Below are 24,568 nucleotides of genomic sequence, written 5' to 3'. Positions count from 1 at the left end.
TCATCCCGCCCTGCCAGCCCTGTTCCAGGGGTGCAAGGGTCGCTTCTAGGGCAAAATGTGAGCCAGATCATGCACTTGTCACTAGGTGATTTGTTTCTCATCTCCGCAGGAACCGGTACGCTCCTACTGATTGAGCTCGGAGTATTGATCATCGTGGGTGTGATCTGAGCCAATGGAGAAGAGCGTAGGGACGTTCTGAGGGCCAGCTCCATATCACGTCTCCTTGTAAGTTTGTTCGGCCTCGATCGCGCGGAGCAGGGCGGCAAGGCTGGGATATTCCACGCCATTGCGGACGTAGCGGTCGCGAGGAGATCTTCGCCGGGGGCGAGCAGCTTCGCGTAAGTTCCGCTTTCGTGAAGCATCAGCCAGCCCTACTCGACCGCATAGGCAATGCCAGCGAGAGAGAAAGCGGCCTAGCCGATGTATTGCCTGCGATATTCCGCCGGCGTCATGTTCATCTGCCGACGGAAGATTCGATTGAGGTGACTCTGATCTGAAAATCCGCTCAGCAGCGCGATCTCTTTCAACGCCAGGCGATCCTTGCGCAGATACTGGCACGCGCGTTCCACCTTGCGGCTCAAGACAAAGGCGTGTGGCCGCATTCCATAATGCACATGGAATTTGCGTGCGAACTGAACGGGCGAGCAGTTGCAGATATTGGCCAATTCCTCGAGCGTAATGTTTCTCGAGATGTTTTGTTCGATATAGTCCTCGATCAGTCTTGCATGGGCAGGCCTGAAACGCCCCTGTGAACAGGGCAATTTGAACTGCACCGAGGCATATCTTCGCAGGACGTGCACGCTGGCCTGAAGCGCCAGCGCATCGTAGCAGAGCCGGCCACCGGGGCCCCCCGCCGCAACCTCCTGCACCATCTGATCACCAATCCAGGTCAGGATTGGGTCTTCGACCTTGAGCAAGTCGTGGAGTTCGACGTGTTGCGCATCGCGATCGAACGCCTCGCTTGCAGTCTTCGCCATAAACGCCGGTGAAATGTAGAAATGACTGACCTCGATATCCTGGCTCCATCGCCAGTTCGAGCCTTCCGCGCGCGTGAGCAGCGTCGTGATGCCGCGGCCGACGTGATCCTGCTTCCAGGCCCCGGTAACCCTGCGGTTCATCGCTGTCGCGCCCTCGCGGTAGAGGACGATCAGATAGTTCTCGGACGGGGGCACCCAGATGTCAGACGGTGCATAGCGGAACACCCGTAGCCGAAAATCGGCCTTTCCCACCGCGGAGCTGTCCAACATCAGTTCGCCAGGAGCGTAGCGCGGCAGCTCCTCGACCGTGATGAATTGGCCCATCGCGCAAGCCTCCCTCCCTGGATTCTGGGAAGCGTTAGCCGCTTTTTTCTCTCATTGGCCGGATGGCAACCGCGCAGCATAAGCTGGTTTTGTCATTTGCCAAGCGAGTTGCACCAGGAACTGCGGCCCTCGCGGCGCGGCGCCACCCACGTCGTTCAAAGGATTGTCGGTTTCGTTCAAGCCGCGAGCGTCAGCACGCTCGTAGGCTGTCTCGCGTTTCAGGCATGAGCGGATAGAGCGGCGCAAACGGGTGAAACCGCCCCTTCGATCTGTCGAAACGGAGAATGATGCGATGCACCACCACCCGACCACGCGACGGGTGGGCAAGGCCGTGCGCACTCAGAAAACATCAAGGAGGGAAATATGGCGGAAGACGCGACCAAGTCCAACGGAGGCAACGGCGCGCATGTGACGGCGCGCTTCGATGCGGTGGTGATCGGAGCCGGCGTCGCCGGACTCTATGCGCTCTACCGTCTGCGCGAGCAGGGGTTGAAGGTGATGGCGATTGACGCAGCCCCCGGCGTCGGCGGCACCTGGTATTGGAATCGCTATCCCGGCGCGCGCTTCGATTCGGAAGCTTATATTTATCAGTATCTCTTCTCCGAGGAGCTCTACAAGGGATGGAGCTGGAGCGAGAAATTCCCGGGCCAGCCGGAAATCGAACGTTGGCTGAACTACGTCGCCGACCGTCTGGATCTCCGCAAGGACATCCAGTTCAGTACCACGGTCAATAGCGCGCATTTCAACGAGGCAACCCACCGCTGGCTGGTCACGACCGAGAAGGGTGACGTGATCGACACCCAGTTCCTGGTTACCTGCTGCGGCATGCTCTCGGCCTCACACGTGTCCTTTCCAGGTCAAGAGACATTCAAGGGGCAGTTGTTTCACACGGCGCGCTGGCCGAAGCAGCCGGTCGACCTCGCAGGCAAGCGTGTCGGCGTCATTGGTAACGGCGCGACCGGCATTCAGGTCATACAGACAATCGCCGGCGAGGTCGGCCATCTCAAAGTGTTCATCCGCACCCCGCAATACATCATCCCGATGAAGAATCCGAAATACGGCGCGGCCGATGTCGAGGCCTATAAGTCGAAGTTCACGTCGTTCACCGAGCGCCTGCCGCACACCTTTACCGGGTTCGAATACGACTTCGAGCACACCTGGGCAGGTCTCACCCCGGAGCGTCGCCGAGAGGTACTCCAGGCTTGCTGGGATGACGGCTCCCTGAAGCTGTGGATATCGTCCTTCGCCGAGCTGTTTTTTGACCCCGAGGTCAACGCCGAGATCTCCGAATTCGTGCGCGAGAAGATGCGCGAGCGGCTCAAGGATTCGAAGCTGTGCGAAGCCCTAATTCCGACCGATTATGGCTTCGGGACGCACCGTGTGCCGCTGGAGCAAAAGTTTCTCGAAGCCTTCCATCGTCCGAATGTCGAGATCGTCGGCGTCAAATCCAACCCGATCGAACGTGTGACGCCTGCGGGCATCCAGACGGCCGACGGAACGATCCACGAGCTCGACATCATCATTCTGGCAACCGGATTCGACGCCGGAACCGGTGCGTTGACGCGCATCGATATCAGGGGGCGGGGGGGCCGTTCGCTGAAGGAAGACTGGAGCAGGGACATCCGCACGACGATGGGTCTGCAGGTTCACGGCTACCCGAATCTCTTCACCACCGCCGTGCCGCTCGCGCCTTCGGCGGCGCTCTGCAACATGACGACATGCCTGCAGCAGCAGGTCGAATGGATCGACGGTTGCATCAGGTACATGCGCAGCAAGAGCCTTGACGTCGTCGAGCCGACGAAGGACGCCGAGGACAGCTGGGTGGCGCATCACGATGAGATCGCCAATGCGACGCTGATCGCCAAGACCAATTCCTGGTACTTGGGCTCGAATGTCGAAGGCAAGCCGCGCCGCGTTCTGTCCTATTGCGGCGGTGTCGGCAGTTATCGCCAGAAATGCGACGAGGTCGCCGCGAATGGCTACCAAGGCTTTGCGATGCAGAGTCCTCGCGAAGCCGCCACGGAGAACGTCATTTAGGTACAGAGGGGAGGAGACCATGAACACGAATTTCACTGCAGCGGCTGACGCCGTTCTCAACGATGTCATTACATCCACTCCGCGCGTGCCCGGTGTCGTCGCGATGGTGACGAACCGCCATCGCAACATCTACGAAGGCGCGGCCGGCAAGCGCCGTCTCGACCGACCGGCCGAGATGACAACCGACAGCATCTTCGCCATCTTTTCCACGACCAAGGCAATCACCGCCACGGCGGTCCTGCAGCTCGTCGAAGAGGGCAAGCTCGATCTCGACACGCCCGCCAAGCGCTACGCGCCCGAGATCGGCAAGCTCCAGGTCATCGAGGGTTTTGATGCCCAGGGCGAGCCGATCCTGCGTGCGCCCAAACGCGACATCACCATGCGCATGCTGATGGTCCATACCGCAGGTCTCAGCTACGACTTCATCAACCACACCTATAACCGTCTGGCCCAGGAAAAGGGTCAGCCAAGCGTCATCACCGCTTCCAAGGCCTGCCTGATGACTCCGCTGCTTTTCGATCCCGGCGAACGGTGGGAATACGGAACCAATCTTGACTGGTGCGGTCAGATCGTCGAGGCCATCAGGGGGTGCCGGCTCGGCGAGGTATTCCAGACTCGGATTTTCGAGCCGCTACGCATGAAGGAGACGACGTTCGAGCTGACCGATGCGATGCGCCAGAGGCTCGCCGGGATCCATGGGCGAGGCGCCGACGGGTCGCTCACACCGATGGATTTCGAACTGCCTGCCAAGCCCGAAGTGCACATGGGTGGCCACGGCCTTTACAGCACGATCGGCGACTACATGCGTTTCATCCGCATGTGGCTGAATGACGGCGTGGGCGAGCACGGCCGGGTGTTGAAAGCGGAGACCGTCCGCATGGCGGAAAAGAACCAACTGGGTGACAAGAAGGTAACGCCGATCACGGGCGTCATCCCGTCGCTGTGCAATGATGCCGAGTTCTTCCCCGGCCAATCCAAGTCTTGGGCGCTGAGCTTCATGGTCAATGATGAAGAAGCTCCCACTGGCCGTCCTGCCGGCGCACTCGGTTGGGCTGGCCTTGCCAACCTGTTTTACTGGATCGATCGCCAGAACGGGTTTGGCGGGTTCTGGGCTACACAGATTCTTCCCTTCGGTGATCCGGCGTCGTTTATCGGCTACATGAATTTCGAGACGGCATTTTACCAGAGCCTGAAACAGCGAATGGCAAGTTAGCGACTGGCCTGATCTCCTTCGCACGCGGCCACAGCGGCCGCGTGCGATTGTTCCGCATTTGGCCCGTGGCTGACTTCCCCTCTTAGGCTCGCACCGTCCGCTTCCGAGGGCTGAGCGGAAGCCATCGCCGGAGCCGCCGAGGGCAGCCTTTGACCCAATTCGGAGCTGGACGGGCGCCACTGCGGTTCAACTACGGCAGTCCTTTTGTCGCCGTAAAGGGATTGAACCCGCGTTCTGCAAGAGCAGCCCACGAAGCAGCGCCAAGATGTGGCAATCGGAAATAGAGTCGTGGCTTGGCCGGATCGGTATCCAGCATGAACCCGGTCGGTAGCGCTCGGACACTTGTGGCATAGAACCCGCCATCCGGCGACCTCTGGGATTCGATGACAGCGACCAACGATTTTGCCTCCGCAGCCCTGCCGAGCAATTTCAGCAAGAGAGCCATTTGGCTTGTCCCTTCGGTCCAAATACCATCTCGGTCTTCACCGTAAGAAAAGCCCTCGTCGACTCTCATTCGCTGTTCGGCGGTCGCAATGGCCGATGCAAATTTCCTCGCCGCTCCGGGGAGCGCCGTTAACGGCCAGACTTGAGCATCAAGGGCCAAAATCGGATTGCGCGTGACGCCGTCTTCGGCGGTGCCTGCGGCGAAACAGCCGCATGCCGGATCCCACATCGTATCCACGAAGCGCTCAGCAGCTGTTGCCATGTCACGCCAGCGCGAATCGCCTGTGCGGGCTGCAAGGAGGCCAAACGCGGCGGCGAGGTCGGTATTGTGTTCAGTCGATTTCCATGTCCGCAACTCGGGCGTCGGTTCGTGCCCAAACGTACCGCCCGTGAAACCGCCAGTCCCGCGTTTGTCGGCCCATTGCGCGACCCAGGTGCCAAGCCGTGCTGCACCATCGCGGAATCGAGAACCGGTGTTCACGTCATCAATCGACAGCAACGCCAACATGGCCCATGCGATGTTACCGTTATCGCTGCCGACCTGATATCGATCCTCCAACCACTTGTTCTGCGTGTTGTCCCACCACCCCGGAAGCTTGACAGGGCCATTCGTCACCACACCCCCGGCGTAAGCGTTCCGGAGCCGTCCATCATGCCAGCTCCGGTCGTTGTCGATGGCCCAGAGAATCGCCGCGCCGATGCGACGTGCCTTGTCTTGCTCACCGCAACCGACCAATGCGATGGCGGCCACCGCATTGTCATAGAGGTATGCGGCGCCATGCAGAGGCCCCGAGTTCACGGTCGGATAGCTGGGCAAGAACAACGGCCCTGGCGGTGCCTTATCGATGAGACCAGCGAGGTACCCGCATGCAGACGCTTCTGGTGTTGCCAGAGCCCGTCGTGGAGTGGCGACCACAATGATTATGAAAGTCGTTAGGATGAACACCAAGGAAGTTATTCGGGCCACTTGTCGTTCTCCGGGTGGCGGCTGATCTTATACCCATCGGCGATGTCTGGAAGTGGCCCCGCGGCTGACTTCAATCCAGAGCGCGGGGATGTCCGCTTCATTGAGTTCAATGCTCGTAGAAAGTGATTTGCTAGGCTATTCTTGTCGGGTTGTGGGAGCACGCAATGTCGAAAGCAATTGCCGTCTTGGGCTCCGCTCTGTTCTTCGTCATTGCGCCGTTGGTGCTGGCAGGCTTCGTCCCTTGGTGGGTCACGCAGTGGGAATTTCGACCAGCTTTTTTCGGCGTCGATCTAACCCGCATCCTCGGCGGTATATTGATCATCGTCGGAGTGCCCGGACTCGTGGATTCATTTGCCCGTTTTGCGCTGGAGGGGCTGGGGACGCCCGCCCCGATCGCGCCGACACAAACGCTCGTAGTGACTGGCCTTTATCGCCACGTGCGAAATCCCATCTACATCGCGGTCGTCGCAGTCATTTTTGGTCAGGCCCTTTTGTTTGGTGATTGGCGACTCCTCTGGTACGGCGCGCTACTCTGGCTTTTTTTTCATGTCTTTGTGGTGATTTACGAAGAACCGACGCTCGAGCGAACATTTGGCACGGAGTACGAGAGCTTTCGGGCTAATGTGCCACGCTGGATTCCGCGGTTGACGCCATGGCGAGCCGCATAAAAGAATCGCTGCATTATGAGGACCGAATTTGGCCCGCTGGAGACCGTCCGCCGGCGCTCAACACGTCCCTCCACCAGAACCAACCGGAAGTCACTGCTGACGCGTAGCGACGCGCTGGACCCTCGACGGGCATTTATGGGGTCTGTTCCCACCAATATGCTTAAGGATATAATCTGGCCAGCCTCCAGTCGGACTGCTGCTAGGTTCAGACCCATGAAGCGGTGGCGCTCAGTCAGCATTATCTGCATGGTTGTCACTGCGGGCCTGCTGGGTGCCGGAGCCCTTGTTGGTGGCCAGTCACGAGTGCCGACAGAAGCCATAGCGTCCTCGGTAACACGTACACCGGAGCTCATGGAACGCGCGTGGCACCTGCCAGTGGCAGCTACATTCCACAGGAACGTTAACTGGCAGTCAAATAGCTCTCGTTGCGGACCTGCAGCTGTTGCGAATGCGTATAGGTCGCTCGGCGAGGCGGCAAGCACGGAGGGCAAGGTGTTGGCTGGCACCGGGCGGTGCTGGACAGGCTTATGCATCCTGGGTCTCACGCTTGACGAGCTCGCCGAGGTCGCGGGGACCAACACGAGCCGCAAAGTCACTGTCTTGCGTGATCTCAGCGAGGACCAGTTTCTGGAGCATCTGCGTCGCTCCAACGATCCAGGCCGACGCTACATCGTGAATTTCAATCGCGCGCAAATCTTTGGTGCTGGTGTTGGACATCATTCGCCCATTGGCGGCTATCTGGAAGCCGACGATCTAGTTTTCGTGCTCGATGTCAATTCCAGCTACCAGCCATGGCTAGTCGAGCGAAAACGGCTGTTCGCAGCTGTAAATACGTACGATGGCGATAAGAAGCGCGGGTTGCTGCTGATCGAGTAATTGCAAATCTCTGCGGTCTGTCACGTATAGCCCCGAGCTGAAGACGGCGAGCGAGGCGGTGGAGGTGACCAAGCGGTCGAATAACAAGGCTGCGAGCTGCTGCCTTGCGATGGGTCTGCTCGTGGCCCGTTTGAGACATGCCGAGCGGCGGCGGACATGTCCGTTCACCGGGGTCGACCGGAAGTCATCGCGGCAAGGCTAAGCCGACGCGAAGGACCCATTGCGGAAATGCAGCCGTTTGCTGGATGCAGCGTCCCTGAGGGAGTGGACGTGGTGCAGCGCACAGAAGATCAATCTTGAGTCGCGGCCGTCGATCGGGCTTAATTTTCGCGATCTGCGATTTTTCGGGGAATTGCGATGAAGATGATAATCGGACTGCTGTTTGCATTTCTCTTGGCCGTACCCGCTAAGGCGCAGGACTCTCCATTCCGTAAGGAGCTGAAGCGCGCTGATCTCTCAGGCACAAACATGGAAGTCATCACCAGCATTTCTGAGATCAAACCGGGTGACGTCTCAACCCTCCACATTCACCACGGAGAGGAGTCATTCTACGTCTGAGAGGGCGGCACGATCGAACTTCCCGATGGGAAGCAACCGGTATACCTGCCGTTAACGTCCGCGAAGTGCCCCACGGAGCTTTCAAGGTCGTCGGCGACAAAACCGTGAAGCTTCTCACAGTGCATATCGTCGACAAAGGTAAGCCTCTCTACGACAAACCTCCTGCGAAATAGATCGATCCGCGGGAGACCGCATTGTGCGGGCGGCCTCTCCGCTCCCCTGAGAGGAGTGAGGCGAGTGAAGGTCGGCTATTGGCCCGAATGCGAAGTCTAAGCGGGCAGCCAAATAGTTTGCTTGTCGGGTGTGATCGGAAACGGCGATACACCCGCGAGCAATAGCGTCTGAGCTCACGGCCGGTTGCTTAAGGGCGTCCGACGAGCAATGGCAGCACGTCTGCACCGCCCGCCATGAGCGGATTCGACGGCTCGAAATGTTCCCGCAATTCTCGCTTCCGGACGAGTGAGCGCGCATAGAGAAACGCATCCTTCAGGCTGACAGCTTTTCGGAGCGCGACGTTGAAAAAAGCGTCCCCAAAATAGGTCCACTTGGCCTTGTCCTGGCAGCCGAACGACGGATGCTTGTCATCGGCCGCGGTGATGACCAGCACATGGGGAGTCGCTAGGTGCGGAATAAAAACCCCGGAATAACAAGCCGAGATGACCACCACCTTGTGTCGCACACCTGTCTTCGCGAGCATGTCGCGGAGACGAGATGGCGTAAGCGTTTCTGTCAGCCGCCCCGCCTTGATTGCAAGGCCATCAGGAGAGCCATGCGAGGTGAGAATCAAAAACAGAACATCTTTCTCGGGATCCAAGCGGTTGGCTGCCGCCTGCAACGACTTGGTCAGAGCTTCGATCGTTGCACTTCCCCCTTTCTTGGAATTGTACTCCACGTTGATCGGTCCAGTCTCGAAACGGCCGGCCACGACCTGAGCCGCGCCGGTCGCCTCGGATCTAAACACGCTTTGATCCCCATACAGGCCAAAGGACACCACGCCGACCTTTGCAGCGCCCTCAATAGCATGCACCGGAGGAACGAATGGCCAGATGGTCAGAAAAAAGGCGACGAGCGGCGCGCCGAGCCGCCTGATCGAGTACCTGGAGGTCATCGCGAACCTCGTTTCGATATCGCCGCTTCGGAATTGCGGCTCAACACAAAATATAAAGCCAGCTGATTTTCATCCTTCGGAATGGAAGTGCAAGGGTCCGGACATGGCCGGCGACGTTCGATGCGCCTCAAAAAAGGTCAGCTTGTCAGCAAGGACCGGAAGCCCGATCCGGCACATTGAGGGCCGAGGTCTGACTCAAACCCGAAGTGAACCAGCATTGAGCATGCAGTGGCCCATGTTCTTGCCTTTTCAGTTCTTTGCTGGGTCGGATACTTCCGATAATCCGACATGCCGGGCGACAGCCAGTCTCGATCAAGGCGAGCGGCATTGTCGATAGCCGCCACAATATTTGCCTGCAGTAGAGGCACAAGCGGCATAGCAGTCCGGTTGCCCTAGGCCGACCTTCTCGTAGACCAGAGGATAGCGTTAGTGAGGATCTTCTGGCAGCGCGGGTCCTGCCAGACCGACGCCTCGTGGCCAAGCGCCGAATAGAATACTCGCCCCTCGCCGTAAAATCGTTTCCAGGCGAGCGGCCAACCATAGAAGCGTTGATGCACACCGGCCTTATTGAGGTCCACCGAACTTTGGTCGAGGCGCAGGAGCACGCGTGATCCGCGATAGTCGAAGTCGCTGATCTGGTAGATTTCATCGTTCAACTGCAACGAATTCCCCAGAAACGCCACCACAGGGTCTGCATCATCAGCCAGCTCGATGGTCACACCCTGATGCCAGGGATGACCATTGAAGTAGCCGCCGATCAGATCGAGATAGTCTGGCCAAGTGTAGAATGTGTCAGCGGCCGAGTGAACGCCGAGAAAGCCACGGCCCGAGCGCACAAAGTTGAGAAGTGCTTTCTTTTGGGCGCCGCTCATCGGAATTTCACCGCTTGTATAGAACATCACAGCGGCGTACCGCTCGAGGCTTCCGGTCGAAAATTCAGACAAGTCTTCCGTTGCGATGACTTCATAGGCACCGGAGTTCCTTCCAAGCTGCGTCAGGATTGCTTCGGAAAGTGGTATGACGTCGTGCCGATAGCCGGCCGAGTATGTGAAATAGAGGACACGTTCTGGCGGGCGCTCTGCGCGCGCGCCGAGCGGTCGGATTGCCGCCGCGCTGCTGACGAGTGGGATGAACTCGCGTCGCGTCACAATCCTCTCCCGACGCTTAACCGGCCAGGAAAGCTTAACACACATCAGCGCGCCGCGCGCCCGAATAGTGCCTTCGGCACATCGGCTCCGGCCCGAACCGCAGCGCCGAGCCAGTCCTGATGGAGGACGCTCGCAAAGGGGCGGCCGCAGAAAAGCTACCGCCGGCGCGCGACCGCGACGCCAAACAGGAAAGCGACGAACAGGCTCGCAAGCGGTGCTTCGCGCGTGATCGCGGCGACTGTCGCGAGTGCCCCGCCGGGCTTGCGCGATTCCTCGACTGCGGAGGTCAGGCGGTCGACCGCTGCGTGCAGGCCTCCGGCGACTTCACCGATGGTGCGGGAGACGTCCGCGGCCGTATCGATGGCACGCTCGGCCATGCCGGGCTGGGACGTGGATTGCGGTATCTCCGTGCTCAAGGGCGCGACCTCCAGGCGTGTTGATGGAAGCCGGCACCTTTGGCTATCCGCGCGAGCGCTCGTTCTGAACAGCGGGTCTTGATGACCTTTGGCTATCCGCGACAGGCGCCGTGATTGACGGCGGGTGCCGGCCTTGGATGGGCAATTCAGCGCAGGGAATTTTGTTCCTGACGATATGCCGGCGGCTCGCGAGCTCCCCGGGAAACGACGGGTGCGAATCTCTGTTAGGCTGGGTCAACCTTGCTGATGTCAGGAGGCAGCCGTGACCGACCGGACCATGACGGATCGAGCCCGGCGCATCGCCTTGCTCGGTGCTCCCATCGACATGGGGGCTTCGCAACGCGGCACCTTGATGGGGCCCGCGGCGCTGCGCACCGCCGGCCTTGCGACATTGCTGGAAAGCCTTGATTTCGAGGTCGTTGATTATGGCGATCTGTCGGTAGCCGAAGTCCTGGACCTCACCGACAGGCCGCCCGAAATGGCCAATCACTACCGCGAAATCCAGCGCTGGACCCGCGTCCTGAGCCGCAGAGGCTATGAGATCGCGACAAGTGGTGCGCTGCCGATCTTTCTCGGCGGCGATCACACGCTGTCGATGGGGTCGGTCAATGCCATGGCGCGTCATTGGCAAGAGCAGGGCCGCGAACTCTTCGTGCTCTGGCTCGACGCCCATGCCGACTACAACACGCCGGAGACGACGATCACCGCGAACATGCATGGCATGTCAGCCGCGTTCCTGTGCGGCGAGCCGGGCCTTGACGGCCTGCTCGGCGACGATCCGCGCGCTTCGATTCTCCCGGACAAACTCGATCTGTTCGGCGCGCGTTCGATCGACAAGCTCGAAAAGGAGCTGATGCGCTCGCGCCGGATCAGGATCGTCGACATGCGCCAGATCGACGAGTTCGGCGTCGCCGTCCTGATCCGGCGCGTCATCGAACGCGTCAAGGCGAGCAATGGCGTGCTGCATGTCAGCTTCGATGTCGATTTCCTCGATCCCTGCGTGGCGCCGGGCGTCGGCACCACCGTGCCGGGTGGTACCACCTATCGCGAGGCGCACCTGATCATGGAACTGCTGCACGATTCCGGCGTGGTCGGATCGGTCGACATCGTCGAGCTCAATCCGTTCCTGGACGAACGCGGTCGGACCGCGCGCACCGCGGTCGAGCTGATCGGCAGCCTGTTCGGCCAGCAGATCACAGACCGGCCGACGCCGAGCAATGCCATCGCGCCGGGCGAGTGAAGGGGCGCCTAGGCGACAGCTGACAGCTCGATCCTCATTCCGGGAAAAAGTGGCAATACCTCGGAACCTTGCCGTGATTGGTGGGTTCTCGCAGGCCGCGCGCTGCGGCGCGGAGTGGCCGTCATGCCGATCATTCGATACTTCGTCTTTGTCGGCGGGCTGCTCCTGGCGCTGATCTTCGCGGCGGAGCGCTATCTTCCGGCGCCGCTGGCACGGGCCGATACGCCCGAACCCGCCAAAACGACGATCCGGATCCGATCGGCGACACCTCTTCCGGAGAAGATCGTGTTCGACACTCGACCGCGTGCCGACCTTCCGCAGATCGCGCAGGCCGAGCCGCCGCTCGAAGCGCCGCCGCAGCCGATTCGCGAAGCGATGGCCGCCATGCCTGCAGCACTTCCTGCCAAGACCAAGCAAGAGCCGCCCGCCGGTCGATCCTGGCAGAGCCGCCCGCAGGCCAAGCGTTCGGCAAGGCTATCGAGACGAGCGCCCGGACCGCGGCTGGCTTTCGAGAGGCACGGCCCCTTCTTCGGAGATTGGTGAGCGAAACCGCCCCCTTCAAGAGAAAGGCCCGGACCATTCGAGCGCGGCCCGCGACGCGCCGAGCCGAGGCAATCTGATCAAGAGGCAATCCGATCAAGTCGCCCTGAATCATCAAATGGTCGAAGACCGGGAAAAAGCGGAAACCTTGGAAGCTGTCCTTGAGTTGGCACGCGACGAGGTTCGGTTTTCCGGAGAGCGGGGATGGTCGACGACATCGCCTTGAAGAACGCCGCGGACATCGCCTGGACAGTGTACCGGGCGCGGCATCCCGAGGTCGCTGCCGACGACACCCGGCGTTGTCTGCTGGAACGCCATCTGCAGAGGAGATGGGAAGAGCACCGAAGCGATACCGAAGAGCTTGCCTGCTTCGGGATAGCCTACCTGCACCGACTTCCCAGGGATGAATGTTGAGGTGCTTGAAGATGCTGGTTGTCCGCCTGGCCCGCGCGAGCACGAGGCCGAGTTGGACCCTGCTCGCGATTTCATTTCTCATCTCAGCGATCATCGTGATGGCTTTGCGCGTCGTGTTCGACGCTTAGAGCTTGCGCCCAGAGTGCCCAGCCGGGAACAAGTGGAATATCCAGACGTTCTTGGGCGGGCATCCATCGGGATGCCGGCTCACTGGAGGAGACGATCGATGAAAACCACTTTTGCCGCAGCTCTGATCGGCAGCGCTTTGATCAGCGGCGCCGCATTGGCGCAATCCGCCCAGCCGGCTGATCAAGCGGCTCCGGCTGCCACCGCGCGGCCGGCCGACAAGATGATGCTGAAGGACAATTGGCGCGCCTCGAAGCTCATGGGCCTGAACGTCTATAACGAGGCCAATGAGAAGCTCGGCGACATCAACGAGCTGCTCGTCGACAAGAGCGGCAAGATCAACGCAGTGGTGATCGGCATCGGCGGCTTCCTGGGGATGGGCGAGCACGATATCGCCGTCTCCATCGACAAGCTGAAGTTCATGGAAGAGCCGGTCCGGACCAGCTCGACCAGCAACTCGCCCGCCTCGCGCGAGACCACAACCGGTGCGGCATCGACGAATGCCACGAGCCGCAACACCAATGATTGGGTACCCGACCATGCGGTCATGAGCGGAAACAAGGAGCAGCTGAAGGCGCTCCCGCAGTTCAAGTATTCGGACTATAACTAAAGACCGATTGCTGATGGATCCGAGGGCCCCCGAATGGAGGCCCTCTTTTGTTGGGCTCTCGCACTCCATGAATCTGCCCCTGTGCCGGCTCGGGAACCTGCTCACGGCAGGGGAACCGGAGGGCGCTCGACCGAATTAACCTGCGAGAGGAAAAATGCGGATCCTTCGATGACAAATGCTAGCCTCGCGCATTCCATCCCCAACGCTCTCCGCCATCCCGGCGTGATCGCGCTGATCGTGGCGGGTGTGACGATTGCGGCCATGCTGATCGTCGACCACGGGCCGTGGAGCCGGGCCAAGACACAGCCGGCCCATGTCGCGATGTTTGCGACCACGGGCGAAGCGGCACGGGCCGCCGGCGCCATGGTGCTCCCGACCGATCCGAAGTCGCCGATCGAGCCGCAGCGGCCGAAGACCTCTCCGACCGTCAATCCCGTGACGCCCTAAAGCGCGATGGAATGAGGCTTGATCGTTCCAATGATGGAGGTGCGCTCCCTCTCCCGCAAGCGGGAGAGGGAGCACCGAGACCGTAGCAATCGATTCGACCTGATGCCATTCCGCTCAGCTCTTGCGACCGTAGCTGAGGAGCCCGCCACTGGTCTTCGGCGGATGGGCCCGCAAGGCTTCCTCGTTCGGCTCGGTGCCCCAACCCGGCCGGTTCGGGATGACGAGGTGGCCGTTCTCGATCTCCGGCTCGTGCGTGAACAGCTCGCGATCCCAGGATAGACGATCGATGTCGATCTCCATGATCCGCAGGTTCGGCACCGCGGCGCAGAAATGCGCGTTCATCATCGAACAGAGATGGCCGTAGAAATTGTGCGGGGCGACGTTGACCTCGAAGGCTTCGGCTGCCGCAGCGATTTTCATCGACTGCCAGACCCCGTTCCAGGGCGTGTCGATGATCGCGACGTCCATGGCCTGCGCCTGGAAATAGGGCAGGAATTCACGCAAGGAGAGCAGCGTCTCGCAGGACGAGATCGGGTGCGGGCTTTGCCGGCGGATATAGCCGAGCGCGTCCGGATTGAAGCTGTCGATCTCGACCCAGAACATGTCGAGGTCGGCAATGGTGCGCAGGATCTTCAGATAGCCTTCGGTCCTGGCGTTGAAGTTGCAGTCGAGCAGGATGTCGACGTCGGGGCCGGCACCGTCGCGGATCGCTTCCAGATGCATGTGCAGGTCGCGCAGGATCTTGCGGTCGACGTTGATCTCGGGTGCAAAAGGTGAGCCGAAGCCGGGGCGCCAGCCGGTCGGCCTGCCCTCGTCATAGGAGAAAATGTTGGTCTTGAGCGCGGTGAACTTCTTCTCGCGCACCTCGCGCCCCATCGCCTTGACGCCGTCGAGACTTTCGATCGGCGGCTTGTACCAGGACGGGTGATTGATGCGCCAGGTGGCGCAATGCGACCAGTAGACCCTGACGCGATCGCGGATCTTGCCGCCGAGCAGCTCATAGCAGGGAACACCGAGCGATTTCGCCTTGGCATCGAGCAGCGCGTTCTCGATCGCACCGAGCGCTTGCGCCACCACGCCGCCGGCCGCGGGACGCGTCGCCGCGAACAATTCGGCAAAGATGCGCTCGTGCTGGAAGACGTTTTGCCCGATGACCCGGGCGGAGAGGCGCTGGATCGCGGCGCCGACGCCGGGCGAGCCAAAGCCTTCGTCGAATTCGCTCCAGCCGATGATGCCGTCCTCGGTCGTCAGCTTGACGAAATGATAGTTTCTCCAGCCGGCATCGCAGGCGAGGATTTCGAGGCTTGTTGCTTTTGATGATTTGGTCATGTCGCTCCCTACTCGCCCGGCCGGGCTTCTTTTTTTCGACCCGATCTCAGGCCGGGCCCGGACCGCATTGTTAGGCCAAGCGCGGGGCGGCGGGAAGGGCGCTAGGACGCAACGCGGCAGCGCGTCCGAAGCAGCGCTTGCGTCAGCCAATCACCGACGAACCGAGCAAAGCGAGGACGGCGAGCGCCATCAGCGCGGTGCCGAGCCAGCCCAGCGCGATCAGCCAGGAGCGGGCCCTGAAGCGGCCCATGATCGCGCGGCTCGAGACGATCAGCATCATCATCGCCATGATGGGGACGGCGACGATGCCGTTGAGCACCGCGCTCCACACCAGCATGTGGATCGAGTCGATGCCGGTGAAGCCGAGGCCGAAGCCGATGAGGGTCGCCGCGGCGATGATGGTGTAGAAGCCGGCCGCTTCGTCCGGCTTGGCCTCCAGCGTGGCGCGCCAGCCGAAGATCTCGGCAACGCCGTAGGCGGCCGAGCCCGCCAGCACCGGAATCGCGAGCAGGCCCGTGCCGATGATGCCGGTCGCAAACAGGGCGAAGGTGAAATCGCCCGCGAGCGGCCGCAGCGCTTCGGCCGCTTCCGTCGCCGAGCCGATATTGGTGACGCCGTTGGCGTGCAGGACCGATGCGGTGGTCAGGATGATGAAGAAGGCGATGCCGTTGGAGAGCAGCATGCCGGAGACCGTGTCCATCTTGATGCGGTCGAGCTCGTGACCGCCGCCGCGCTTGAGCTCGCGAAGCGGCTTGTCGCGCTTGCCCTGGTTCATCTCCTCGACCTCCTGCGAGGCCTGCCAGAAGAACAGATAGGGGCTGATGGTGGTGCCGAGCACGGCGACCACCATGAGGAGATAGTCGCTGCTGACGTTCACCTTCGGCCACACCGCGGCGAGCAGCGCCGTGCTCCAGGGAATCTGCACCGTGAAGGCGGTCGCGACGTAGGCGAACAGCGCCAGTGTGAGGAATTTCAACACCGGCGAATAGCGGCGATAGGGCAGGAACACCTGCAGCAGGGTCGAGCCCGCCGCGAAGATCAGCGCGTGCTCGTGGTTGAGGCCGCCGATCACGAGCGAGAGTGCCTCGGCCATCGCGGCGATGTCGGCGGCGATGTTGAACGTGTTCGCGGCGACCAGCATCGAGACCAGCGCCAGCACCGCCCAACGCGGCGCGACCCGCATGACGTTGGCGGCGAGGCCCTTGCCGGTGACGCGGCCGATCTGCGCGCTGACGAGCTGGATCGCGATCATGAACGGCGTGGTCAGAAACGCCGTCCACAACAGACCATAGCCGAATTGGGCGCCGGCCTGCGAATAGGTGGCGATGCCGGACGGATCGTCGTCGGCAGCTCCGGTGATGAGGCCGGGCCCCAAGCGTTGCAGCAGCGTTGGCGCGGATTTCGTCGGGGTGAGGGCGCTGTCGCTCATAAACGGGCTCGAACGGTGCGGACGTCGTCATAGCAAATGCGAATCAAGGAACATAAGTTCCCGCTGCCGCCGCCGGCGGCTAATTTTCGAAAATGCTAAGTGAGTTTGCTCCGTCGGGCAAAACAGGTCTAGATTGCCATCATCGGCTACTTGATGCTGACGAACATGCCCCAGGCGGCGGCCAGTGCGGCGCCGGTGAAGAGCACCACCGGATTGTTGCAGAACGTGCTGCCATAGCTGCACACGTCCGCACCGAACTGGCCGAGCTCGTGACGGCTCGCGGAATAGAACAGTCCCGACAGCACCAGCAATGCAGCGGCGACGTAGTACATGGGAGATCTCTCCGGCTTGCCCCGTCCAGGCGACATGTCCCAGCATGAGGCGAAGAGATTTCACTTCGCCCAATCCGCTTTGCGGCATTTGAGACAAAGTTAAAAGGCCCCGCATCGCGGGGCCTTTGTCGTGTCGGAGGTTTGCGGCCCTATCGCCGCGAGCCCACGCCGTAGAGTTCGCGCTCGCGGCCGATATCCTCCGGCGACAGCGGCGGGCTGGCGGCGTCGAAGTCGGTCCAGCCGGACTTCTGCCAGGCGGCGCTGCGCTCTTGAAGGTTGACCGATCGCTCGTGCAGGAGCGCATCAAGGCGCGCGCGGTCCTGGTCCGGCACCTTCGCGGACACCAGCGTGCCGCCGCGGCGGACGCCCTCGGCATAACGCGATGCGTCTTCCCTGGAGACGCCGGCCTCGGTCAGCGCGCCGATGATTCCGCCGGTGGCCGCGCCAGCCGCCGCGCCTGCCGCGGTCGAGGCGAGCCATCCGGCCGCGACCACCGGGCCAAGGCCGGGGATGGCCAACAGGCCAAGACCCGCGAGCAGGCCGGCGGCGCCGCCGAGCCCGGCGCCGATGCCGGCACCCGTGCCGGCGCCTTCGGCGCGATCGTCGACGCCGTCGCGGTCACGATCGACCTTGCCGGAGCGTGAGCCGTACCAATTGTCCGAATTGTTGGCGACGAGGCTGATGTTGGAATGCGGCACGCCGGCGCTTTCGAGCCGGGCCACGGCCCGCTCGGCATCGGCGTAATTGTCGTACAGGCGAGAGATGGTGGTCGTCATGTCTGGATCTCCTGAAATTCGCGGATTACTTGGCGGGGTTGACGTTGCCCTGGAAGTCGACGCTGACGTCGGTCTTGGTGCCGGCCTTGTCGGCCTTGCCGCGCCAGACGCCGTTGTCGTCCTTCTGCAGGCCGGAGACGTTGGAATATCCCGCGCCCTCGATCCGCGATTTCGCCTGTCCTTCGGTGAAGCTGTTGCGGCCCGCGACCGGTGCGTTGGAGTTGTTCTGGTCGGAGCTGTTGACCGCGTTGTTGCCCGGCCCGCTTTGCGCCGGCTGCGACTGGGCGCCCGCGGGCACCGAACCGAGCAGCAACAAGGTTGCGGCCAGCACTGTCAGACGTTTCATGTTGTTGTCTCCTGCAAGTGATTGTGCCGGCGACAACAGGTGAGATTCGAAATGGTTGCTGTTGTTTTGGAGGAGTTTGCTGCGGCGCTTTGGCCGCGACAATGTCGACCGAGCTGCGGCCGTCGCTCGACCGACGCCTGCTACTTTGAAGATTGCACAGACTCGGCCTGGCCCTTGGTGGGCTCCCACGGCGCCGGAAGGATCACGCGAATGGGACGGGCTTCGGTGGCAGTTTGAACCACCGGTGGAGCCTGATCCTTGACGGGCTCAGCCAGCGCCACGCTGATCAGCGCAGCGAGCACCGCCAGGGAAGTCGTCACGAGCCGCAAGTCGAGCATCGAAGCCTCCTGTTCGCGCACCAACGCAATCAGGCGGAATTGGTTCGGGGAATGACCGGGAACAACTGGCAATTTCTCGGGTTTGTACAACACACGCCTGGATCGACCGGGCTGCTGGAGGAGGACACCGTGAATATCAAAGCAATCATTGCTGCCGCCGTGCTGACGTCAGTTGCGGCTCCCGCGTTTGCGCAAACGTTCTACGTGGTTCAGGACGTCAAGACCAAGAAGTGCACCATCACCGAGTCGAAGCCGACGACCACGGAAACGACGGTCGTCAGCGGCGACACCGTGTACAAGACCAGGTCGGAAGCCGAGACCGGCATGAAGTCCGTCAAGGTCTGCACCTCGAACTGAGGAGGCAAGCGATGCCCGTACTTCTGCTTTGGGCCGTCCCGGCCGTGATCGTTCTCGGCGGCGGCATCTATCTGATCGGCCACATGCACTGAGACGAAGGTCTCACCCGAGCCTTGCGCTCGAAACCAGGCCCGCGCGGAGCGATCCGTCGCGGGCTTAACTTTTGCTAAGTTCACCTCGCAAAGCCCGTGCTATGGCCCGTCCGCCACGGATAGGAACTTGGTCCGCCTCGGCCGATTGTCGTCGCACTTGAATGAACGGGTGAGCCAGCTCCAACCATGCAATCACGCTATCCCTTGCTGAAGAGGTGGACAGCGGACGAGCATGAGCGGCTGAAAGCGCTGGCCGAAGCCGGACGCCGGCCCGACGAGATTGCGGCAGAGCTCAATCGGAGCGAAGCGGCGGTGCGGGTGCGGGCCTGGCAGCACGGCATTGCGCTAGGCACCGGCACTTCGAGGCGCGGCAAATAGCGCGCGCTGGTGCGGACTAGTCAACGCTCGGTCAGCGGGTCGATGTCTGCTTTACCCGCGACGCGGCGGCCTTGCGCTGAACGCTTCACGATCTCGGCGCGCACCGGCGCCCGCGAGAGTCACATGCTGTCGGGGGCGGTGCCTGCTGCTGGAATCTCACGCGCGGATTGATATCGCAATAGCTGGTCCACCGTCCCGATGCCGAAGCCAGGCACTGCTCCCTCGTCTCATACATGCATTCGCCAGGGGGGCCAGCATGGCCACCGAAGACGCACCAGGGATAATCGCGGGCGTTTGCTGCTGAAGAAAGCCCCATCAGCAGGACCCCAATAAGCAAAGCGAGTCGCATTTGACCCTCCATCATTTAGAGCCGACGGATTATAGAACATCCTGGAAAGGGGTGGAGCCTCAAAAGGCAATCCGCAGGCCGCCAGCCATCAACCAAGGAAAGTCGCTACTTCCGCCTCTTCAATCGCCTGGTCGTCGCCGGTCGAATGTTGATTCAAGTCAATGGTTGTCCCCACCCTTGGAAATCAATGGCTCCGGATGCCGCTTGATCCTAACAGGAGATGAGCATGCGGATATTCGCTCTCACTGCTGTGCTGAGCCTGACGCCGGCTACGGCCTTCGCCATCTCCGAGTGCAGAGTCACCGGTAACCCATCCGTGTTCGGCGTGGACATGACGGCCTACTTCGCGGTCAGGTCGGGCGAAACGTGCAATTTCCCGATGCGAATTCCGGGAGCGATGCATAGCTCCGGCGTGTCCCGGAAGCCCGCGCACGGGAAGCTCAGACAAGTCAACGTAACGACGTTCAGGTACACCGCGGCAGCCAATTACAAGGGCACCAATACGTTCGCCATCTATGGTGAAGGAAAGGGTCCATACGGCTCTGGCAAATCGGTCATGACGGTGAATGCGACGATAGAGTAGCAGCCATCGGAGGGGCGTTGTCACTGACGCGCCTCCTCAGGAGGAGGCTCATCGGCGTCAGTGCTGAAACCTGCATCCACGCATTCCGGCCTCCTCCTGAGGAGCCCGCCTCACGCGGGCGTCTCGCAGGAACGACAGCGCACCGATTTCGTTGTGCTCGTCTTCTACACAGGAAAGGATATCGATCATGGACCGTGAACATGTGAAGGGCGCCGCCGACAAGGCAAAAGGCGCGATCAAAGAAGGGGCCGGCAAGCTCACCGGCGACAAGGACCTGGAAGCTGAAGGCAAGTTGGATAAGGCCAAGGGATCCGCCCATAACGTCGCTGGAGATGTGAAGGACGCAGCGCGGGACGCCTCTGACGCTCTCAAGAAATAGGCAGAAAAGGAAAGTCTGAAACTAGCCGCCTCAGGGCGGCTTTCCGTTTCTGTCAAGCCCACGGCAAGCGCGAGACCCGTTCAGGTCATTCGCCCGTCGATTGGGGGCGCGTCCGCAACCGGGGTGAGGCAGCATGATCATTGCCCTCTATGCTGGTGCGGCCATCATAATGGCTGGCGGAAGCCTCTATTTCGCTTGGCGAGATGTCGGCTTTCGCAAATTCTTGGCAGGCGCGTTCTTCGTATCGTCGGGCATTTTGTTTTATCTCTATCTCGCCGACGTTTCGGTGCCTCTGTTGGGAACAGATTTTGTCGCGAGTCCGCAGGTCAGCGGTGGCCGTTCCATTGTCCATCTCATTCTATTTTTGGTCTGCTTCTATTTTGGCTTCCTCAAGCCGCCGAAGGCCTAAGACAAGCATCAATGTTCGGACTTTGGCGAGACGTGAGGAAGAGAGAAATGGGTTGTGATCGGCGAAAGCGAGAGATCAGCGTTCAATTGTGCACACAAGCCGGCCGAAGGCGCGGTGCAGGGCGCTGACGAAACACGGCTGAAACAGTGCTGAAACCAGATCGTCCTGAACTCGGCGCCCGCCGGCTCCGACCAACGTAGCGAAACGGAGAGAACAATCATGATCCAGATCGGTTCGAAGGAAGAAGTCGCGCTGCTGCTGGCGCTGTTCGGCACCCACACCCAGAAGGTAGAGCGGCCGAAGCCGAAATCGCAGCAAAGGTGAGAGACGCCATGCCCGGTTTGGCCGAATGCCAGAGCCTGCTACGGCTCCTGATCGCCAGGGGCGATCCCAAGGCCATCCCGCTTGCCAAGGGCGCCATCGACCAGTTTCTGAACACGGCACCTGTGAGCATGCGCGGGCGCGGCCTGCGCGTGCTGCAGCGCGACGCACTCGACCAGCACGACGCCGCGGTCGGCGTGCAGCGCTCGTTCGCCGAGACGGTGGACGCCTATATCGAGCGCAAGCTCGCGGAGGAGTAGCCGACGCAAGCTGGCCCGGCTCGCGCGTCTCTGCTGTGTTCCCGGAACCCGTTGGTTCCAAGGGAAATATCGTGCCCTTTAGAAACCTTTGCTCGTCCTCTGCACTAAGCGGGCAGAGGATTACGGTCATGACCCGATATTACTTTGACCTTCGCGACGACAAGGGAATTGCGCTGGACGAGGAGGGCCTGGAGTTGTCCAGCGCGCGCGCAGTTCAGGCCGAGGCCGCCAAGTCGGTTGCCGACCTGGCGCGCGATGCGGTGCTCTCCGCGCCGCTCACCGGCGACCGGCAGGAGATGGCGATCGAGGTGCGCGATGCGAGCGGCCCTGTCATGCAGGTGAAGTTCAACTTCCAGATCGAGGATCTCAGGTCGGGACCGAAGTCACGCGGTCATTGACGCGTCAGCGTCGGCCGAGACGGCTCGTGCAACGGCGGCCGAGACTGCTCGGAGTCCAGCACGGCGATCTTTCGGCCGAGCTGCCAGACCTCGACCTTGCCGAGCCGCGTGAACCGCTGCGCAAAGCTGAGGGCGGAGGAATCCGAGGGAGCTTCGAACGCTTCGGCGGAGCGGAAGACGCCATCCTCGCCGATGAGATAAGCGCGATATTGCATCATGTCGGCGCCCTCAGGCCGGGCGAGCGCAGCCAGGCGTCGATCTGCATGGCGGTCTCGTCCTGCCGCGCCTGGCGCAGCAGCATGTCGCGGCGGCGGCCGGGCGTCAGCGTGCGGGCTTCCTCGCGGCAGCGCGCGGCTTCGTCCGCGAGTCGTTCGGTCAGGGTTCTGGTCTGTTTGAAACGACGTCTTGTCAGCATGGCGCTGCTCCCTCATTTGAGGTCGGGCGGGAGCGCAATCGGCGTTCTCATCACCGATCGATGCCACGGGCCTTGCGGTGATGATTTACCTTACGCTTCCGGCACAGCGGAGTCACATCATTTGATATGTTGCGCGGATTAATTTTCGCGAGCAGTTTGAGCATGTTGAGCGGTTTACTCATTATGTGTCCCGCGAGTCCTAAAGTTCAATATTGAACCAAAGCGACCTGTGATAGTTGTGGTCACATCACCGGCCGAGGCTCTGCCCGTAGGCGTCGGTGGCTGAGAGACCGAGCGCGCTCCCGCCTGCAAAGCAAGGGAGCACCGCGATGCCCGTCTATCGGCCGTTGCCTGTCGACCACGACCAGGCTGAATACATGCGCGGAATCGTGCGCGAATGCCGCGAGCTGTTGAAGCAGCCGCCACCCGATACGTTTCTGGGACGCAGGACGCACGAGCCTTTCGGTCCGGGCACCGACGCTACGCCGAACGAGGAGCGTTGACCGTCAGCGCAATCGCGATCGCCGGCGAAAGGCCTGATTGCAGCGTGCGGGTTTGCGCGGCGTCGTGACAGATGGCTTGTGCAATCGCGCGCTCGCGGATCAGGGCGAGGCGAAGCCGCTCGGCTTCGCGGAGGGCGGCATCGGCGCGCGCCAACAGGGGATCGTCCGTTGATCCGTGCATGGCGAGGGAACGCGGTGGGGTGCGGGTTCCTGGTCATGCTGCCCGGCTGCATGGCGAACGTCGCGGCGACTCTGGCGACGGCGCGCGGTATTCCTTGTTATGTTGCATGGACCAGTTTCTTTCTCGGCGAGCTATTGCCGAAGCCGCCCATGCACTGAGGCGCACTGCCGGTCGGGCCGCCAAGTTGCGCTCATCCGGCGCAAGAAAAACGCCGATTGACATTGTTCCCTATTTGTTCTAGTTAGCCTCTATGTTTCAACTTCTGGGCGAACACGCCCAGTTTGGGCTCACCGGGATTTTCTGCGGGGGTTAGTTGATGAGTGGCTCGCTTCTTTCTCTGGTCTTGTTGAGCAGGCCGGTGACGCCCGACATGTCAGCAGTCGCCAAAGCCCTTCACCTCCGGCATCCGGAGTTGGCAACAGAGGCGACAAACGGTGAAGAGTCGCAACCGGCTCAAGCGAATTCGCCGCTCATCCGTTGCGGCAACGAGCTCGTTGCGGTCATGTCGATGCCGGCACCCATTCCGCAGGATCCCGGGCTTTGGGCGCGCGCTGCGCGAACCTGGCCGGAAAGCGAGGCTGTGGCAACTGACCATCAGGGCCACATCATCGTCTCGCTGCTCGGAAAAAGTGAGCGGCCGCTGGTCGCCGCCCGCCTTACGACTGCGGTCATCGGTGCGTTGATTGCCACCGTGCCGGAATGTTGCGGCGTGGTGTGGGCGGGGCGGGTAGCGCGGGCTGCCGATCTATGGCTCGAAACGTCGCGGTGGTCGCTCGCACCATATCCGGACTATCCCTTCAGGCTATGGGTTGACATTCTTCCGTTCCGGTCAGGTGCAAAGATCGGAGCGATCACCATGGGATTGTCCGCCTTCGTCGGCCGTGAGATCGAATTCGTGACCGGTAAGCTTGCGCTTCCGGCGTTGTTCGAGAAGGTGGCGGGACTTTCCGTGTATCTGATCGAGCACGGAAACGTGGTGAAGGACGGCGATACAATGGGAGCGAGTGCGAGCGAGCGGATTGCAGTGCGCTACAAGAACTCTGATGTCTTCGGAGATCTGCCGGTATTTTATTGTACGGATGATCCCACGTAAGCGGGCATCGTCAGCAGATTGCGGCGTTGTGTGGAAGCTGTTCGAGGGCGATCGTTGACACGTCGGGCAAAACACTGGCAGAATGGCATCATCGAAACCGAACGAAGCCCGCGCGACGCCGCGGGCTTTATTTTTTGAGTGGTTCACCGTGGCCTCGGCCGGGTGTCGTTGCAGGCGCGATGTTCAA

General features: G+C 61.4%; 34 protein-coding genes. 18 read left to right on the top strand and 16 right to left on the bottom strand.

Translation table 11 applies throughout. The annotated features are described in order from the left end of the window. Positions 1 to 413 precede the first annotated feature (413 nt). The gene (locus tag N2602_RS28035; RefSeq protein ID WP_172785482.1) at positions 414 to 1,301 is read right to left on the bottom strand and encodes a helix-turn-helix domain-containing protein; all 888 of its coding nucleotides are present in this window, start codon (positions 1,299 to 1,301) and stop codon (positions 414 to 416) included. A gap of 363 nt (positions 1,302 to 1,664) precedes the next feature. On the opposite strand from N2602_RS28035, the gene N2602_RS28030 reads away from it, so the two are divergent. Continuing rightward, positions 1,665 to 3,338 (top strand): NAD(P)/FAD-dependent oxidoreductase, encoded by a 1,674-nt coding sequence (locus tag N2602_RS28030; RefSeq protein ID WP_260380108.1) that lies wholly within the window; start codon positions 1,665 to 1,667, stop codon positions 3,336 to 3,338. Positions 3,339 to 3,357: 19 nt separating this feature from the next. Further along, entirely contained in the window at positions 3,358 to 4,551 is a 1,194-nt protein-coding gene (locus N2602_RS28025; protein WP_260380107.1) for a serine hydrolase, read from the top strand. A gap of 190 nt (positions 4,552 to 4,741) precedes the next feature. Here the strand turns inward: N2602_RS28025 and N2602_RS28020 are convergent, their stop codons facing one another. Beyond that, positions 4,742 to 5,746 carry a hypothetical protein gene (locus N2602_RS28020; protein WP_260380106.1) on the bottom strand — a complete coding sequence of 335 codons (1,005 nt, stop codon included), beginning with the start codon at positions 5,744 to 5,746 and terminating at the stop codon, positions 4,742 to 4,744. Between the two features lie 380 nt (positions 5,747 to 6,126). On the opposite strand from N2602_RS28020, the gene N2602_RS28015 reads away from it, so the two are divergent. Together N2602_RS28015 and N2602_RS28010 are read left to right on the top strand one after the other, a co-directional pair. Continuing rightward, on the top strand, positions 6,127 to 6,630 hold the full coding sequence (locus tag N2602_RS28015; RefSeq protein ID WP_260380105.1) for an isoprenylcysteine carboxylmethyltransferase family protein: 504 nt from the start codon (positions 6,127 to 6,129) through the stop codon (positions 6,628 to 6,630). A gap of 213 nt (positions 6,631 to 6,843) precedes the next feature. Next, positions 6,844 to 7,506, top strand: coding sequence for a phytochelatin synthase family protein (locus N2602_RS28010; protein ID WP_172785477.1), 663 nt, complete (start codon positions 6,844 to 6,846; stop codon positions 7,504 to 7,506). 919 nt (positions 7,507 to 8,425) lie between these two features. Here N2602_RS28010 and N2602_RS28005 read toward each other — a convergent pair. The 3 genes from N2602_RS28005 to N2602_RS27995 all read right to left on the bottom strand — a co-directional run bounded on the left by N2602_RS28005 (position 8,426) and on the right by N2602_RS27995 (position 10,736). Then, entirely contained in the window at positions 8,426 to 9,172 is a 747-nt protein-coding gene (locus N2602_RS28005) for a C13 family peptidase (protein WP_210268266.1), read from the bottom strand. A 392-nt stretch (positions 9,173 to 9,564) separates the two neighbouring features. After that, positions 9,565 to 10,320 carry a ThuA domain-containing protein gene (locus N2602_RS28000; RefSeq protein WP_260380104.1) on the bottom strand — a complete coding sequence of 252 codons (756 nt, stop codon included), beginning with the start codon at positions 10,318 to 10,320 and terminating at the stop codon, positions 9,565 to 9,567. Positions 10,321 to 10,475: 155 nt separating this feature from the next. Further along, on the bottom strand, positions 10,476 to 10,736 hold the full coding sequence (locus tag N2602_RS27995) for a hypothetical protein (RefSeq protein WP_172785475.1): 261 nt from the start codon (positions 10,734 to 10,736) through the stop codon (positions 10,476 to 10,478). A 262-nt stretch (positions 10,737 to 10,998) separates the two neighbouring features. Between N2602_RS27995 and rocF the strand changes: the two genes are divergently transcribed. The 5 genes from rocF to N2602_RS27970 all read left to right on the top strand — a co-directional run bounded on the left by rocF (position 10,999) and on the right by N2602_RS27970 (position 14,113). After that, positions 10,999 to 11,976, top strand: a complete 978-nt coding sequence (gene rocF, locus N2602_RS27990; RefSeq protein WP_260380103.1) for an arginase — start codon at positions 10,999 to 11,001, stop codon at positions 11,974 to 11,976. A gap of 123 nt (positions 11,977 to 12,099) precedes the next feature. Then, complete coding sequence (locus tag N2602_RS27985; protein WP_212255383.1) at positions 12,100 to 12,519, top strand: hypothetical protein; 420 nt, start codon at positions 12,100 to 12,102, stop codon at positions 12,517 to 12,519. Between the two features lie 201 nt (positions 12,520 to 12,720). Further along, entirely contained in the window at positions 12,721 to 12,930 is a 210-nt protein-coding gene (locus tag N2602_RS27980) for a hypothetical protein (RefSeq protein WP_260380102.1), read from the top strand. A gap of 226 nt (positions 12,931 to 13,156) precedes the next feature. Next, the gene (locus tag N2602_RS27975) at positions 13,157 to 13,666 is read left to right on the top strand and encodes a PRC-barrel domain-containing protein (RefSeq protein ID WP_172785471.1); all 510 of its coding nucleotides are present in this window, start codon (positions 13,157 to 13,159) and stop codon (positions 13,664 to 13,666) included. Between the two features lie 168 nt (positions 13,667 to 13,834). Beyond that, entirely contained in the window at positions 13,835 to 14,113 is a 279-nt protein-coding gene (locus tag N2602_RS27970; protein ID WP_172785470.1) for a hypothetical protein, read from the top strand. Positions 14,114 to 14,227: 114 nt separating this feature from the next. On the opposite strand, the gene N2602_RS27965 is transcribed toward N2602_RS27970, so the two are convergent. From N2602_RS27965 to N2602_RS27940, 6 genes are all read right to left on the bottom strand, one after another. Beyond that, positions 14,228 to 15,442, bottom strand: coding sequence for a mandelate racemase/muconate lactonizing enzyme family protein (locus N2602_RS27965; protein WP_260380101.1), 1,215 nt, complete (start codon positions 15,440 to 15,442; stop codon positions 14,228 to 14,230). Positions 15,443 to 15,584: 142 nt separating this feature from the next. Further along, positions 15,585 to 16,871 carry an NRAMP family divalent metal transporter gene (locus N2602_RS27960; RefSeq protein ID WP_172785468.1) on the bottom strand — a complete coding sequence of 429 codons (1,287 nt, stop codon included), beginning with the start codon at positions 16,869 to 16,871 and terminating at the stop codon, positions 15,585 to 15,587. Positions 16,872 to 17,017: 146 nt separating this feature from the next. Beyond that, entirely contained in the window at positions 17,018 to 17,203 is a 186-nt protein-coding gene (locus N2602_RS27955) for a hypothetical protein (RefSeq protein ID WP_025037635.1), read from the bottom strand. Between the two features lie 149 nt (positions 17,204 to 17,352). Continuing rightward, positions 17,353 to 17,979 (bottom strand): hypothetical protein, encoded by a 627-nt coding sequence (locus N2602_RS27950; RefSeq protein WP_260380100.1) that lies wholly within the window; start codon positions 17,977 to 17,979, stop codon positions 17,353 to 17,355. Positions 17,980 to 18,004: 25 nt separating this feature from the next. Then, the gene (locus tag N2602_RS27945) at positions 18,005 to 18,325 is read right to left on the bottom strand and encodes a hypothetical protein (protein ID WP_172785466.1); all 321 of its coding nucleotides are present in this window, start codon (positions 18,323 to 18,325) and stop codon (positions 18,005 to 18,007) included. Between the two features lie 140 nt (positions 18,326 to 18,465). Then, complete coding sequence (locus tag N2602_RS27940) at positions 18,466 to 18,753, bottom strand: hypothetical protein (RefSeq protein WP_260380099.1); 288 nt, start codon at positions 18,751 to 18,753, stop codon at positions 18,466 to 18,468. 39 nt (positions 18,754 to 18,792) lie between these two features. Here N2602_RS27940 and N2602_RS27935 point away from each other — a divergent pair, with 39 nt between their 5' ends. Next, on the top strand, positions 18,793 to 19,020 hold the full coding sequence (locus N2602_RS27935; RefSeq protein ID WP_172785464.1) for a hypothetical protein: 228 nt from the start codon (positions 18,793 to 18,795) through the stop codon (positions 19,018 to 19,020). A 278-nt stretch (positions 19,021 to 19,298) separates the two neighbouring features. Continuing rightward, positions 19,299 to 19,490, top strand: coding sequence for an SANT/Myb-like DNA-binding domain-containing protein (locus tag N2602_RS27930; protein ID WP_260380098.1), 192 nt, complete (start codon positions 19,299 to 19,301; stop codon positions 19,488 to 19,490). A gap of 85 nt (positions 19,491 to 19,575) precedes the next feature. Here N2602_RS27930 and N2602_RS27925 read toward each other — a convergent pair whose 3' ends face one another. After that, positions 19,576 to 19,806, bottom strand: coding sequence for a DUF3551 domain-containing protein (locus N2602_RS27925; protein ID WP_246570827.1), 231 nt, complete (start codon positions 19,804 to 19,806; stop codon positions 19,576 to 19,578). A 259-nt stretch (positions 19,807 to 20,065) separates the two neighbouring features. Between N2602_RS27925 and N2602_RS27920 the strand changes: the two genes are divergently transcribed. The 5 genes from N2602_RS27920 to N2602_RS27900 all read left to right on the top strand — a co-directional run bounded on the left by N2602_RS27920 (position 20,066) and on the right by N2602_RS27900 (position 22,189). After that, the gene (locus tag N2602_RS27920; protein WP_260380097.1) at positions 20,066 to 20,422 is read left to right on the top strand and encodes a hypothetical protein; all 357 of its coding nucleotides are present in this window, start codon (positions 20,066 to 20,068) and stop codon (positions 20,420 to 20,422) included. Positions 20,423 to 20,609: 187 nt separating this feature from the next. Continuing rightward, a complete protein-coding gene (locus N2602_RS27915; RefSeq protein ID WP_172785461.1) occupies positions 20,610 to 20,801 on the top strand; it encodes a CsbD family protein in 192 nt (63 codons plus the stop codon). A 133-nt stretch (positions 20,802 to 20,934) separates the two neighbouring features. Further along, on the top strand, positions 20,935 to 21,210 hold the full coding sequence (locus N2602_RS27910) for a hypothetical protein (RefSeq protein WP_172785460.1): 276 nt from the start codon (positions 20,935 to 20,937) through the stop codon (positions 21,208 to 21,210). Between the two features lie 332 nt (positions 21,211 to 21,542). Next, positions 21,543 to 21,791, top strand: a complete 249-nt coding sequence (locus N2602_RS27905; protein ID WP_172785459.1) for a hypothetical protein — start codon at positions 21,543 to 21,545, stop codon at positions 21,789 to 21,791. 128 nt (positions 21,792 to 21,919) lie between these two features. Continuing rightward, positions 21,920 to 22,189, top strand: coding sequence for a DUF6894 family protein (locus N2602_RS27900; RefSeq protein ID WP_260380096.1), 270 nt, complete (start codon positions 21,920 to 21,922; stop codon positions 22,187 to 22,189). Here N2602_RS27900 and N2602_RS27895 read toward each other — a convergent pair. Genes N2602_RS27895 through N2602_RS27885 form a run of 3 tightly spaced genes read right to left on the bottom strand, consistent with a single transcriptional unit; the run spans position 22,183 to position 22,786 of the window. Beyond that, positions 22,183 to 22,407: a hypothetical protein gene (locus tag N2602_RS27895; protein ID WP_172785458.1), complete on the bottom strand. Its 225-nt coding sequence runs from the start codon at positions 22,405 to 22,407 to the stop codon at positions 22,183 to 22,185. The genes N2602_RS27900 and N2602_RS27895 overlap by 7 nt on opposite strands. Further along, entirely contained in the window at positions 22,404 to 22,604 is a 201-nt protein-coding gene (locus N2602_RS27890; RefSeq protein ID WP_212255394.1) for a hypothetical protein, read from the bottom strand. Before N2602_RS27890 ends, N2602_RS27895 begins: the two co-directional genes overlap by 4 nt. 50 nt (positions 22,605 to 22,654) lie before the next feature. Continuing rightward, positions 22,655 to 22,786 (bottom strand): hypothetical protein, encoded by a 132-nt coding sequence (locus N2602_RS27885; protein WP_260380095.1) that lies wholly within the window; start codon positions 22,784 to 22,786, stop codon positions 22,655 to 22,657. 147 nt (positions 22,787 to 22,933) lie between these two features. On the opposite strand from N2602_RS27885, the gene N2602_RS27880 reads away from it, so the two are divergent. Next, entirely contained in the window at positions 22,934 to 23,107 is a 174-nt protein-coding gene (locus tag N2602_RS27880; protein ID WP_260380094.1) for a hypothetical protein, read from the top strand. Here N2602_RS27880 and N2602_RS27875 read toward each other — a convergent pair. Beyond that, positions 23,085 to 23,261 (bottom strand): hypothetical protein, encoded by a 177-nt coding sequence (locus N2602_RS27875; protein WP_260380093.1) that lies wholly within the window; start codon positions 23,259 to 23,261, stop codon positions 23,085 to 23,087. The genes N2602_RS27880 and N2602_RS27875 overlap by 23 nt on opposite strands. 343 nt (positions 23,262 to 23,604) lie before the next feature. On the opposite strand from N2602_RS27875, the gene N2602_RS27870 reads away from it, so the two are divergent. Further along, the gene (locus N2602_RS27870) at positions 23,605 to 24,381 is read left to right on the top strand and encodes a DUF4261 domain-containing protein (protein ID WP_260380092.1); all 777 of its coding nucleotides are present in this window, start codon (positions 23,605 to 23,607) and stop codon (positions 24,379 to 24,381) included. Positions 24,382 to 24,568: the final 187 nt, after the last annotated feature.

The sequence above is a fragment of the Bradyrhizobium sp. NC92 genome (genome assembly GCF_025200865.1).
GTDB lineage: Bacteria > Pseudomonadota > Alphaproteobacteria > Rhizobiales > Xanthobacteraceae > Bradyrhizobium.
The sequence above is the reverse complement of the archived record's forward strand: the minus strand, read 5'-3'. Positions and strand labels throughout refer to the sequence as shown.

Excerpts from the sequence above, each read along its gene's own strand:
- N2602_RS27930 (WP_260380098.1), top strand. The coding sequence starts at position 19,299 with ATGCAATCACGCTATCCCTTGCTGAAGAGGTGGACAGCGGACGAGCAT.
- N2602_RS28025 (WP_260380107.1), top strand. The coding sequence starts at position 3,358 with ATGAACACGAATTTCACTGCAGCGGCTGACGCCGTTCTCAACGATGTC.
- N2602_RS27920 (WP_260380097.1), top strand. The coding sequence starts at position 20,066 with ATGCGGATATTCGCTCTCACTGCTGTGCTGAGCCTGACGCCGGCTACG.
- N2602_RS28005 (WP_210268266.1), bottom strand. The coding sequence starts at position 9,172 with ATGACCTCCAGGTACTCGATCAGGCGGCTCGGCGCGCCGCTCGTCGCC.
- N2602_RS27910 (WP_172785460.1), top strand. The coding sequence starts at position 20,935 with ATGATCATTGCCCTCTATGCTGGTGCGGCCATCATAATGGCTGGCGGA.
- N2602_RS27915 (WP_172785461.1), top strand. The coding sequence starts at position 20,610 with ATGGACCGTGAACATGTGAAGGGCGCCGCCGACAAGGCAAAAGGCGCG.
- N2602_RS27905 (WP_172785459.1), top strand. The coding sequence starts at position 21,543 with ATGCCCGGTTTGGCCGAATGCCAGAGCCTGCTACGGCTCCTGATCGCC.
- N2602_RS27880 (WP_260380094.1), top strand. The coding sequence starts at position 22,934 with ATGCCCGTCTATCGGCCGTTGCCTGTCGACCACGACCAGGCTGAATAC.
- N2602_RS28010 (WP_172785477.1), top strand. The coding sequence starts at position 6,844 with ATGAAGCGGTGGCGCTCAGTCAGCATTATCTGCATGGTTGTCACTGCG.
- N2602_RS27895 (WP_172785458.1), bottom strand. The coding sequence starts at position 22,407 with ATGATGCAATATCGCGCTTATCTCATCGGCGAGGATGGCGTCTTCCGC.
- N2602_RS27900 (WP_260380096.1), top strand. The coding sequence starts at position 21,920 with ATGACCCGATATTACTTTGACCTTCGCGACGACAAGGGAATTGCGCTG.
- N2602_RS27890 (WP_212255394.1), bottom strand. The coding sequence starts at position 22,604 with ATGCTGACAAGACGTCGTTTCAAACAGACCAGAACCCTGACCGAACGA.
- N2602_RS27945 (WP_172785466.1), bottom strand. The coding sequence starts at position 18,325 with ATGAAACGTCTGACAGTGCTGGCCGCAACCTTGTTGCTGCTCGGTTCG.
- N2602_RS28030 (WP_260380108.1), top strand. The coding sequence starts at position 1,665 with ATGGCGGAAGACGCGACCAAGTCCAACGGAGGCAACGGCGCGCATGTG.
- N2602_RS27985 (WP_212255383.1), top strand. The coding sequence starts at position 12,100 with ATGCCGATCATTCGATACTTCGTCTTTGTCGGCGGGCTGCTCCTGGCG.
- N2602_RS27960 (WP_172785468.1), bottom strand. The coding sequence starts at position 16,871 with ATGAGCGACAGCGCCCTCACCCCGACGAAATCCGCGCCAACGCTGCTG.
- N2602_RS27975 (WP_172785471.1), top strand. The coding sequence starts at position 13,157 with ATGAAAACCACTTTTGCCGCAGCTCTGATCGGCAGCGCTTTGATCAGC.
- N2602_RS27965 (WP_260380101.1), bottom strand. The coding sequence starts at position 15,442 with ATGACCAAATCATCAAAAGCAACAAGCCTCGAAATCCTCGCCTGCGAT.
- N2602_RS27980 (WP_260380102.1), top strand. The coding sequence starts at position 12,721 with ATGGTCGACGACATCGCCTTGAAGAACGCCGCGGACATCGCCTGGACA.
- N2602_RS27885 (WP_260380095.1), bottom strand. The coding sequence starts at position 22,786 with ATGAGTAAACCGCTCAACATGCTCAAACTGCTCGCGAAAATTAATCCG.
- N2602_RS27970 (WP_172785470.1), top strand. The coding sequence starts at position 13,835 with ATGACAAATGCTAGCCTCGCGCATTCCATCCCCAACGCTCTCCGCCAT.
- N2602_RS27925 (WP_246570827.1), bottom strand. The coding sequence starts at position 19,806 with ATGGGGCTTTCTTCAGCAGCAAACGCCCGCGATTATCCCTGGTGCGTC.
- N2602_RS27955 (WP_025037635.1), bottom strand. The coding sequence starts at position 17,203 with ATGTACTACGTCGCCGCTGCATTGCTGGTGCTGTCGGGACTGTTCTAT.
- N2602_RS28015 (WP_260380105.1), top strand. The coding sequence starts at position 6,127 with ATGTCGAAAGCAATTGCCGTCTTGGGCTCCGCTCTGTTCTTCGTCATT.
- N2602_RS27870 (WP_260380092.1), top strand. The coding sequence starts at position 23,605 with ATGAGTGGCTCGCTTCTTTCTCTGGTCTTGTTGAGCAGGCCGGTGACG.
- N2602_RS27950 (WP_260380100.1), bottom strand. The coding sequence starts at position 17,979 with ATGACGACCACCATCTCTCGCCTGTACGACAATTACGCCGATGCCGAG.
- N2602_RS28035 (WP_172785482.1), bottom strand. The coding sequence starts at position 1,301 with ATGGGCCAATTCATCACGGTCGAGGAGCTGCCGCGCTACGCTCCTGGC.